Origin of the sequence: Streptomyces sp. H27-H5 (assembly GCF_026627505.1) — a bacterium.
Taxonomy (GTDB): domain Bacteria; phylum Actinomycetota; class Actinomycetes; order Streptomycetales; family Streptomycetaceae; genus Streptomyces.
The window spans coordinates 1-9,990 of record NZ_JAPNLK010000161.1; the positions used below are offsets into that span (position 1 = coordinate 1).

8 protein-coding genes and 1 pseudogene are annotated in these 9,990 nt (G+C 72.2%); 2 read left to right on the forward strand and 7 right to left on the reverse strand.

What is annotated here, in order from left to right:
• Positions 1-122: 122 nt before the first annotated feature.
• From OTB19_RS39775 to rpsA, 5 genes and pseudogenes are all read right to left on the reverse strand, one after another.
• A pseudogene (locus tag OTB19_RS39775) lies at positions 123-797 on the reverse strand (IS701 family transposase); the annotation flags it as partial.
• Between the two features lie 110 nt (positions 798-907).
• On the reverse strand, positions 908-1,240 hold the full coding sequence (locus OTB19_RS39780; RefSeq protein WP_267803678.1) for a tetratricopeptide repeat protein: 333 nt from the start codon (positions 1,238-1,240) through the stop codon (positions 908-910).
• 189 nt (positions 1,241-1,429) lie between these two features.
• Entirely contained in the window at positions 1,430-2,035 is a 606-nt protein-coding gene (gene coaE, locus OTB19_RS39785; RefSeq protein ID WP_267803671.1) for a dephospho-CoA kinase, read from the reverse strand.
• 79 nt (positions 2,036-2,114) lie between these two features.
• The gene (locus OTB19_RS39790) at positions 2,115-3,053 is read right to left on the reverse strand and encodes a PAC2 family protein (protein WP_267803672.1); all 939 of its coding nucleotides are present in this window, start codon (positions 3,051-3,053) and stop codon (positions 2,115-2,117) included.
• 261 nt (positions 3,054-3,314) lie between these two features.
• Positions 3,315-4,835: a 30S ribosomal protein S1 gene (rpsA, locus tag OTB19_RS39795; protein WP_267803673.1), complete on the reverse strand. Its 1,521-nt coding sequence runs from the start codon at positions 4,833-4,835 to the stop codon at positions 3,315-3,317.
• 403 nt (positions 4,836-5,238) lie between these two features.
• Here rpsA and OTB19_RS39800 point away from each other — a divergent pair, with 403 nt between their 5' ends.
• Positions 5,239-6,087 (forward strand): class I SAM-dependent methyltransferase, encoded by an 849-nt coding sequence (locus OTB19_RS39800; RefSeq protein ID WP_267803674.1) that lies wholly within the window; start codon positions 5,239-5,241, stop codon positions 6,085-6,087.
• A gap of 4 nt (positions 6,088-6,091) precedes the next feature.
• Entirely contained in the window at positions 6,092-8,656 is a 2,565-nt protein-coding gene (gene hrpB, locus OTB19_RS39805; protein ID WP_267803675.1) for an ATP-dependent helicase HrpB, read from the forward strand.
• Between the two features lie 9 nt (positions 8,657-8,665).
• Here the strand turns inward: hrpB and OTB19_RS39810 are convergent, their stop codons facing one another.
• Together OTB19_RS39810 and OTB19_RS39815 are read right to left on the reverse strand one after the other, a co-directional pair.
• On the reverse strand, positions 8,666-9,637 hold the full coding sequence (locus tag OTB19_RS39810) for a DUF3068 domain-containing protein (RefSeq protein ID WP_267803676.1): 972 nt from the start codon (positions 9,635-9,637) through the stop codon (positions 8,666-8,668).
• Positions 9,638-9,649: 12 nt separating this feature from the next.
• Positions 9,650-9,790 carry an SPW_0924 family protein gene (locus OTB19_RS39815; RefSeq protein ID WP_107089279.1) on the reverse strand — a complete coding sequence of 47 codons (141 nt, stop codon included), beginning with the start codon at positions 9,788-9,790 and terminating at the stop codon, positions 9,650-9,652.
• Between the last annotated feature and the right edge of the window lie 200 nt (positions 9,791-9,990).

The following is a 9,990-nucleotide window of genomic DNA, read 5'->3' on the forward strand; positions in this document are numbered from 1 at the left end:
TTCCTGCCCTCAGGCCTGCCCTTCGGCAGTCCCGAGGACTGCCTCGACTGCGCCTGCTACCTCTACCTCGGCGACCAGCCGACCTGACCAACACCCCTCCACGAACTTTCGCGGTGCAGCACTAGGCCGCGGGCCTGCAGGCCGTGCCGGAAGGCGGCCGCGTCTCCGTATCCGGCGTCCGCGACGGCCACCGGCACCTCGATGCCCCAGGAACGGGTCTCGTCGAGCATGTCGAGTGCGAGCTGCCATTTCTCCACGTGCCCGATGTCGTCGGGAATGCCGCAGGCGGTGCGGCGGGCGACCTTGTCCGGGTCCGCCTTCGGCGAGGCGGGGTCCCAGGTCTCGGGCTGGAACAGCCTCCAGTCCACCGCCGCCGAGGCGTGGTCCGAGGCCAGGTGCAGCGAGACGCCCACCTGGCAGTTGGTGACCTTGCCCGCGGTGCCGGTGTACTGCCGCGACACACACGCCGAGGCACTGCCGTCCTTGAGGAAGCCGGTGTCATCGAAGACCAGCACGGTGGGCCGGATTGCCTTCTCCATCTTCCAGGCCAGCCGGGCCCGGATATGGGATGGATCCCACGGGCTGGTGGTCACGAAGTGAGCCAGCGCCTGCCGGTTTCCGTCCTCCCCGAGCCGGGCGGCCATAGGTTCGACCGACTTGCGCTGCCCGTCAGTGAGCAGGCCTCGCAGGTAGACCTGCCCCCACCGACGTTGGTCGTTCCTTGCGAACGGCTCGAAAACCTCCGCCGCGAAGTCCTCCAACTCGCCACGTACAGCCGCAATTTCGTCCGGAGTCACGCTCACTCAACGCAACACCGAACCAGAAGGACACGCTCAATCACAGCCGACCTGACCAAGCCCTACTAGTGCTGTGACCGGAAAGGTTTGCCGGGTCACGGCGGGGTCGCTCACTCCTCGAAGCGGGCCGCGGCCAGGTACTCGGGTCGGGGATCGAGGGCTGCGGCCAGCCGGAAGTGCTTGCGGGCCTGCTCGCGCCGCCCGGACCGCTCGTGGGTCCGGGCGAGCGCGAAGTGGGCGTACGCGTTGTCCGGCTCCCGCTCCAGCACCAGTTCGAATTCGAGTGTGGCCGCACGCAGTTGCGCCGCCGCGAAGAAGGCCCGCGCCCGCAGCAGCCGGGCTCCCGTGTTCTCCGGGTGGGCGGCTATGACCGAGTCGAGGAGCCGGACGGCTCCGCGCGGATCGCGGGCGGCCAACAGTTGCTCGGCGGCCCGGTAGTCGATGACGTGCGTCTCCGGGCTCGCGGAGCCGGGAGAGCACGAGGGGGACGAGGCGGACGGCGGCTGCGGCGGCGTGGTGTCGGACACGTTGTCTTTCCTTCCCTCTGCGGTCACGTTCAACGCCCGTGCCCGCGCCCGCTGTTCCCGGGCGTCCGGCACGCGCCGGAGGGTCCTTCCCGCACCGCCCGCCACTCACTCCCCGGCGGCGGCCCGTGCGGTGAGTTCTTCCCACATCTTGCGCACCTGCGGTTCCAGCGCCTCCAGCGGCCCGTCGTTGTCGATGACGAGCGTGGCGATCGCCAGCCGCTGTTCGCGGGTGGCCTGCGCCGCCATCCGCGACCGGGCCTCGTCCTCGGTCATGCCGCGCCGTGCGGTCAGCCGGGCCAGTTGCGTGTCGGGCGACGCGTCCACGACGACGACCAGGTCGTAGAGGGGCGCCAGGCCGTTCTCCGTGAGCAGCGGTACGTCGTGCACCACGATCGCGTCGGCGCCCGCTGCCCCCTCCAGTTCGGCGGAGCGTGCCCCGACGAGCGGGTGCACGATCGCGTTCAGCGTCCGCAGCTTCTCCGCGTCGGTGAAGACGAGCGATCCCAGACGCGGCCGGTCCAGCGTCCCGTCGGGGGCCAGCACGGATTCCCCGAAGGCCGCCACGACGGCCGCGAGCCCGGGTGTCCCGGGCTCGACGACCTCGCGTGCGATGCGGTCCGCGTCGACGACGACCGCCCCGTACCCCGCCAGCAGTCGCGAGACCTCGCTCTTGCCGGCGCCGATTCCGCCTGTCAGTCCTACTTTCAGCATGCTCGGCAGCCTAGGCCGTCTCCGGCGGATCCGGTCGGTCAGGGCCGAAAGAGACGGATGAGGCCCTGGGCGGGCCGATTCAGCCCTCGCCCTCGCGCTCCGCCAGGAACCGCTCGAACTCGCGCCCGATCTCGTCCGCGGACGGGATCTCGGCCGGCTCGGCGATCATGTTGCCGCGGGTCTCGGCGCCGGCCGCCGCGTCGTACTGGTGCTCCAGGCCCTGGACGAGGGCGACCAGTTCCTCGTCGCCCTCCCGGATCTGGCGGTCGATCTCGGTCTGCGTGCGGTGGGCCTCGGTCCGCAGGGCGTGCGCCACGGCGGGCAGGACCAGTCCGGTCGCCGCCGTGATCGCCTCCAGCACGGTCAGCGCCGCGTCCGGGTACGGGGAGCGGGCCACGTAGTGCGGGACGTGGGCGGCGACCCCGAGCACGTCGTGTCCGGACTGGCCGAGTCGGAACTCGACCAGGGACTCGGCGCTGCCGGGCACCTGGGCCTCGTCGAAGGGGCTGCGGTGTCCGGGCATCAGGTCGGTCCGGTTGCCGTGCGGGGTGATGCCGACGGGCCGGGTGTGCGGCACGCCCATCGGGATGCCGTGGAAGTTGACGGAGAGCCGGACGCCGAGGCGCTCGACGATCTGTCGGACGGCGAGCGAGAAGCGCTCCCACTCCACGTCGGGCTCGGGTCCGGAGAGCAGCAGGAACGGCGCGCCGGTGGCGTCCTGGACCAGGCGCACCTCCAGCTTCGGTTCCTCGAACTCCGTCCAGTGGTCGCGCTGGAAGGTCAGGAGCGGGCGCCGCGCCCGGTAGTCCACCAGCCGGTCCGCGTCGAAGCGGGCCACGACCTGGTGGGGCAGCGTGTCGAGGAGCCGCTCGACGATCTGCTCCCCGGCCTCACCCGCGTCGATGTACCCCTCGAAGTGGTAGAGCATGACCAGCCCGGCCGAGTCCTGGGCCAACGCCATGTCGGCCACCGCCAGGCCCTTGGCGTCCCATTCGTACAAACCCTGTGGATCAAGCACCGCCACCACTCCTCCTCGCCGTGTTCTCTGCCATGAACGTCCAAGGAGGCGCCGCCATTCCCCAGTTGGCCGCCTTCACGAGAACGCAATGCCACGAACTCCCGCACCGCGCGGGATGGATGCCCGGATGCCGGCCGGGTGAAGCGTCGCGCCGGCGACGAACGCGACAAGGCCCGCCCCCCGAAGGGGACGGGCCTTGTCGTTCAGCTCAGCTCAGCCCGCTCTCGCGCCGAGGCGCGAGTGCGTGACGCGCTGCTGCGATCAGCTCTGGCCGCCGGCCAGCTTCTCGCGCAGGGCGGCAAGGGCCTCGTCCGACGCCAGGGCGCCGGAGGTCTCGTCCGCACCCTCGGAGGAGTACGAACCACCGGAGACACCGGCACCGGCGCTGGCGTTGCCACCGGCGGCGGGGGCGGCAGCACCCTCGGCGGCGGCGGCCTCGTCGGCCTCGCGGCTCTTGATGACCTGGGCCTGGTGCTGCTCGAAGCGGACCTGCGCCTCGGCGTACTGGCGCTCCCACGTCTCGCGCTGGGTGTCGAAGCCCTCGAGCCAGTCGTTGGTCTCGGGGTCGAAGCCCTCGGGGTAGATGTAGTTGCCCTGGTCGTCGTAAGACGCGGCCATGCCGTACAGGGTCGGGTCGAATTCGACCGACGCCGGGTCGGCACCGAAGGACTCGTTGGCCTGCTTCAGCGACAGCGAGATCCGGCGACGCTCGAGGTCGATGTCGATGACCTTGACGAAGATCTCGTCGTTGACCTGGACGACCTGCTCCGGGATCTCCACGTGGCGCTCGGCCAGCTCGGAGATGTGGACCAGACCCTCGATGCCCTCGTCCACGCGGACGAACGCACCGAACGGAACCAGCTTGGTGACCTTACCCGGGACGACCTGGCCGATCTGGTGGGTCCGGGCGAACTGCTGCCACGGGTCTTCCTGCGTCGCCTTCAGCGACAGGGAGACACGCTCGCGGTCCATGTCGACGTCGAGGACCTCGACGGTGACTTCCTGACCGACCTCGACGACCTCGGACGGGTGGTCGATGTGCTTCCAGGACAGCTCGGAGACGTGCACGAGACCGTCGACGCCACCCAGGTCCACGAAGGCACCGAAGTTGACGATCGAGGAAACGACGCCGGAGCGGACCTGACCCTTCTGCAGGGTGGTGAGGAACGTCTGGCGAACCTCGGACTGGGTCTGCTCGAGCCAGGCACGGCGGGACAGGACCACGTTGTTGCGGTTCTTGTCCAGCTCGATGATCTTCGCCTCGAGCTCCTTGCCCACGTAGGGCTGGAGGTCGCGGACGCGACGCATCTCGACGAGAGAGGCCGGCAGGAAGCCGCGGAGGCCGATGTCGAGGATGAGACCACCCTTGACGACCTCGATGACGGTACCGGTGACGATGCCGTCTTCTTCCTTGATCTTCTCGATCGTGCCCCAGGCGCGCTCGTACTGAGCACGCTTCTTGGACAGGATGAGACGGCCTTCCTTGTCCTCCTTCTGGAGAACCAGGGCCTCGATCTCGTCGCCGACCTTGACGACCTCGTTCGGGTCGACGTCGTGCTTGATCGAGAGCTCGCGGCTCGGGATCACGCCTTCGGTCTTGTAGCCGATGTCGAGGAGAACCTCGTCCCGGTCCACCTTGACGATGACGCCGTCGACGATGTCGCCGTCGTTGAAGTACTTGATCGTCTCGTCGATGGCTGCGAGGAACGCGTCCGCGTCGCCGATGTCGTTGACCGCTACCTGCGGAGGGGTGGTGGCGGTGGTCTCGGTGCTGCTCGTCATGTGGGAAAGGGCTCCGGTTACGGACAGAAAGTCGTAGGTACTGCTACGCCGGGAGCCCTTATCGGCATCTGCCTAAGCCGGACAGCCAAGGAGGCCCCTCTTCCGCTGTGGCGGCAGGGCCTCGAAAACCGAGGGGACATCAACAGATGCAAGCGCAGCCTGCTAGGTCTGAGGAGCACAGGCTCGCAGCGCAACTTGTAGCATACGGGGGCAGCCCAGCAGGGTCAATGCGCGAAGGCGCACACCCCGGGCGGATCGCCGCATAACCGGCACAATTCGTCTGCGGGCAGGCCCCGATGGGTTTCCCGAACGAATTCCGAGACGTCCGCGGAGGTGCGTCGGCGGACGCCCGCGGCCACCACGGCAGCCACCCAGACATTCGCACACTACGACGACGGGCCCCATGAACCAAGAGGACTACGCCCACGAAGAAGTGCTCGGAGCCGACTCCGGCGCCGGGGACGACGCCGAGGCCACGCGCCGTGACGCGTCGGAGGCGGAGAGCAGTCGCGCCAGCCGGAGCTGGTGGGACCGCAACGCCGACGAGTACCAGAGCGATCACGGCGCGTTCCTGGGCGACGACCGGTTCGTCTGGGGCCCGGAGGGTCTCGACGAGGCCGACGCCGGGCTCCTGGGGCCCGCCGCCTCCCTCGCGGGTCGGGACGTCCTGGAGATCGGCGCCGGCGCCGCCCAGTGCTCGCGCTGGCTGGCCGCCCAGGGGGCCCGGCCTGTCGCCCTGGACCTCTCGCACCGCCAGCTCCAGCACGCCCTGCGGATCGGCGACGACATCCCGCTCGTCGAGGCCGACGCGGGGCGGCTGCCCTTCCGTGACGGCTCCTTCGACCTGGCGTGTTCCTCCTACGGGGCGGTCCCCTTCGTCGCGGACCCGGTGAACGTGATGCGGGAGGTGCACCGCGTCCTGCGCCCCGGCGGCCGCTGGGTCTTCTCCGTCACCCACCCCGTCCGGTGGGCGTTCCCCGACGAGCCCGGGCCGGAGGGGTTGTCGGTGTCCGCCTCCTACTTCGACCGGACCCCGTACGTCGAGCAGGACGAGCGGGGCGAGGCGCTGTACGTGGAGCACCACCGCACGATCGGCGACCGGGTCCGGGACGTGGTCGCGGGCGGGTTCCGGCTGGTGGACCTGGTGGAGCCGCAGTGGCCCGAGTGGAACAGTCAGGAGTGGGGCGGCTGGTCCCCGCTGCGCGGCAACCTGATCCCCGGCACCGCGATCTTCGTCTGCGAAAGGGACTGATCCCTTGATCCGCCGCGCCGAACTCGACTCCCTCCCCGTGCGGGGCGCCGTGCCCGCGCTCGTGGCCGCCCTGGACGGGCACGGCGCGGCGGTGTTGTGCGCGCCGCCGGGCACCGGCAAGACCACGCTGGTGCCGCTGGTCCTCGCGGGTCTGACGGCCGGGGCCGGGGGCGGGCCGCCGCGCCGGGTCGTGGTGGCCGAGCCGCGTCGGATCGCGGCGCGGGCGGCGGCGCGGCGGATGGCGTGGCTGCTGGGCGAGGCGGTCGGCGGTTCGGTGGGCTTCACGGTGCGCGGGGAGCGGGTGGTGGGCCCCGACACGGTGGTGGAGGTGGTGACCACGGGTGTCCTGCTCCAGCGGCTCCAGCGGGACCAGGAGCTGACGGGGGTGGACGTGGTGATCCTGGACGAGTGCCACGAGCGCCACCTGGACGCCGACACGGTCGCCGCGTTCCTGGTGGACGTGCGCGAGACCCTGCGCCCGGAGCTGCGGCTGGTGGCGGCCTCGGCGACGACCGACGCGGCCGGGTGGTCGCGGGTGTTGGGGGGCGCGCCGGTGGTGGAAACGGCCGGTGTCTCGTATCCGGTGGAGGTCGTGTGGGCGCCGCCGGCGCGTCCCGTGCGGCCGCCGCACGGGTTGCGGGTGGATCCGGCGCAGCTGACCCACGTGGCGTCGGTGGTGCGGCGGGCGCTGGCGGAACGTTCCGGCGATGTCCTGTGCTTCCTGCCGGGCGTCGGTGAGCTGGGCCGGGTGGCCGGGCAGCTGGGCGGGGTCGACGCCGAGGTGGTGCAGATCCACGGTCGCGCCCCGGCGGCGGTCCAGGACGCTGCGCTGCGGCCCGCGGAGCACCGGCGGGTGATCCTGGCGACGGCGGTCGCGGAGTCGAGCCTGACCGTGCCGGGTGTCCGGGTGGTCGTGGACTCGGGGCTGGCCCGCGAGCCCCGGGTGGACCACGCCCGGGGGTTGGGTGCGCTGGCGACGGTACGGGCGTCGCGCGCGGCGGGCCGTCAGCGGGCGGGCCGGGCCGGTCGGGAGGCGCCGGGGACGGTGTACCGCTGCTGGTCGCAGGCCGAGGACGGGCGGCTGACCGCGTTTCCGGCGCCGGAGATCCGGATTGCGGACCTGGCGCAGTTCGCGCTGCAGACGGCCTGTTGGGGGGATCCGGACGCCGCCGGCCTGGCGTTGCCGGATCCGCCGCCGGCCGGGGCGATGGGCGCGGCGCGGGAGGTGCTGCGGGCGGTGGGCGCGGTGGACGCCGCCGGGCGACCGACCGCGCGGGGGGCGCGGATGGCCAGGCTGGGGCTGCACCCGCGGCTGGCGCGGGCGCTGCTGGACGGTACGGCCGCGCTCGGGGCACGGCGGGCGGCGGAGCTGGTGGCCCTGCTGAGCGAGGAGCCGCCGCGGGAGTACGGGGACGACCTGGCCGGTGCCTGGCGGCGGGCCCGGCAGGGTGGGGACGCGTACGGCCACCGGTGGCGGACGGAGGTCCGCCGGTTGGAGCGGGCGGCGCAGGAGCCGGGGGCCTCGGCGGCGGTGGGGGATCCGGTGGGGCGGGGTCCGGTCGGGCGGGGTCCGGTGGGGCGGGGTCCGCTCTCCGACGACGCCGCGGCCGGGCTGGTGGCCGCGCTCGCGTTCCCGGAGCGGGTGGCGCGGGCCAGGGGCGAGGGTGCCTTCCTGATGGCGTCGGGGACGGCCGCCGCGCTCGGTGACGGTTCCGGGTTGCGCAGCGCGCCCTGGCTGGCGGTGGCCGTCGCCGACCGGCCGCCGCACGCGGCGTCGGCGCGGGTCGGGCTCGCGGCCCCGCTGGACGAGGAGACCGCCCGTGCGGCGGCGGGGCACCTCTTCCGGTCGGGCGAGGAGGTCCGCTGGGAGGACGGGGACCTGGTGGCCCGCAGCGTCACCCGGCTCGGGGCGATCGAGCTCGCGGCGCGCCCGCTGAAGAGCCCGGATCCGGCGCTCGTGCGGGGCGCCCTGCTCGACGGGCTCCGCGCGGAGGGGTTGGGTCTGCTGCGCTGGTCGCAGGACGCGCGGGCGTTGCGGGCCCGGCTGGGGTTCCTGCACCGTGCGCTCGGCGGTGCGTGGCCCGACGTGGCCGACGACGCGGCGCTGGTGGACCGGGCCGACGAGTGGCTGGAGCCCGAGTTGTCCCGGGCCCGGCGCCGGTCCGACCTGGGCCGGATCGATGCCGGGCAGGCGCTGAACCGGTTGTTGCCCTGGGCCGGCGGGGAGGCCGGCCGGCTCGACGAGTTGGCCCCGGAACGCATCGAGGTGCCCAGTGGTTCACGCGTCCGCGTCGACTACTCGGGCGAGCAGCCGGTGCTGGCGGTCAAGCTCCAGGAGTTGTTCGGGTGGGCGCAGACGCCGCGGGTGGCGGGGGTGCCCGTACTCGTCCACCTGCTGTCGCCCGCCGGCAGGCCGGCGGCCGTCACCGCCGACCTGGCGTCCTTCTGGGCCGGCGGCTACCAGGCCGTTCGCGCCGAGCTGCGCGGCCGCTACCCCAAGCACCCGTGGCCGCAGGATCCGGCGACGGCCGAGCCCACCCGGCACACCAACGCCCGGCTCAGGCGCTGACCGGTCGGCTCAGGCGTCGCCCGGTTCCCCGGGGCGGCGGCCGCGCGCCTCCAGCCACAGGGCCAGGCCGAACAGGGCGAGTCCGCCGACCGCGAGGCCGAGGGGGGCGTACGTGTGCAGGGCGAGGACCTTGACGCGGTTCGCGTCGACCAGCTCGCGGGTGTACTCGGCGTAGTCCTCGCGCATCGTCACGTGCCCGGCGAAGACGGTGAGCCTGCCGTCCTGGGCCCCGGCCGCGATGCCGCCGCGCATCTCCTGCCGGATGTCCTGCTCGGCGTTGACGGGCGCCCCCGTCACCGGGTCGACCCAGAACATCGCCTTGGCCGTGTACCAGAGGCTGGTGCCGGTGTTCTGCTCGAACGTCTTCGGGTCGATGCCCTCGATCGGCATCTTCTTCGGCAGCGCCACCTTGGTCCAGGGGATGGTCTGCTCGAAGTAGTAGACGTCCATTCCCTTGAAGGTGCGCGGGCCGACGTAGTGGATCGGCGAGGAGCTGCGGGTCTGCGCGTCGAAGTACAGGTAGTCGCGGGGCTCCGTGAAGAACGGCCACTTGAACTCGATGCCCTCGCGCGTGACCGGGTCCCCGTCGACCATCTCGCCGGTGGCGTGCACCGGGTCCTGGGTGTGGGCGTCGAAGACGTAGCGCTCGGGGATCTGGGAGACCATCTTCCCGTCCGGTCCCATGATGTGGGTCAGGGTGTCCCAGACGACCACGTCCTTGCCGGCGCTCGCCTCGATCTCCTTCGACGCCTCGACGTTGCCCTTGAGGGTCTGGACGATGGTGACCTTGTCGACCTTCTTGGGCGTCATGCCGGCGGTGTAGTCGAGGAGGGTCGCGCCCTTGGCCTCCAGGACCATCTCCTGGTACTGGCCCGGCGGGATCTTGGCGAGGCGGGGGTACGCGTACCAGCGCATCAGTGGTGCGAGGGCCGCGCAGAACACGGCCAGGGCAAGCAGGACGAGGCTCGCTCTGCGTCGCATGGCGGGCCTCCTCTACTTTCCGGGCGCGGTGGGCGCGGTGGTGAGCAGGGGCTTGGGCGAGGTCGTGCCGTCCGGCACCCCGAACGCCGTGATGGCGAGGACGAGGGCCAGCGCGGCGACCAGCCCGATGGCGGCGGCGACGAGAGCGCGCATGCCGGGGCCTCCGGTATCTGATGGGGCGTCAGGGAGGGGGCACCGTAGCAACGCGGGGGCGAGATGAGAACCGTTCGGCTACGGGGTTTCCGCGGCGGGCGGGGTGGGGGTCGGGCTCGGCTTCGCCGTGGCCGTCGGGGATGCGGTGGGCTTGGCGCTCGCCGTCGGGCTGGGCTTCGGGGTGGGGGTCGGGGTGGGGG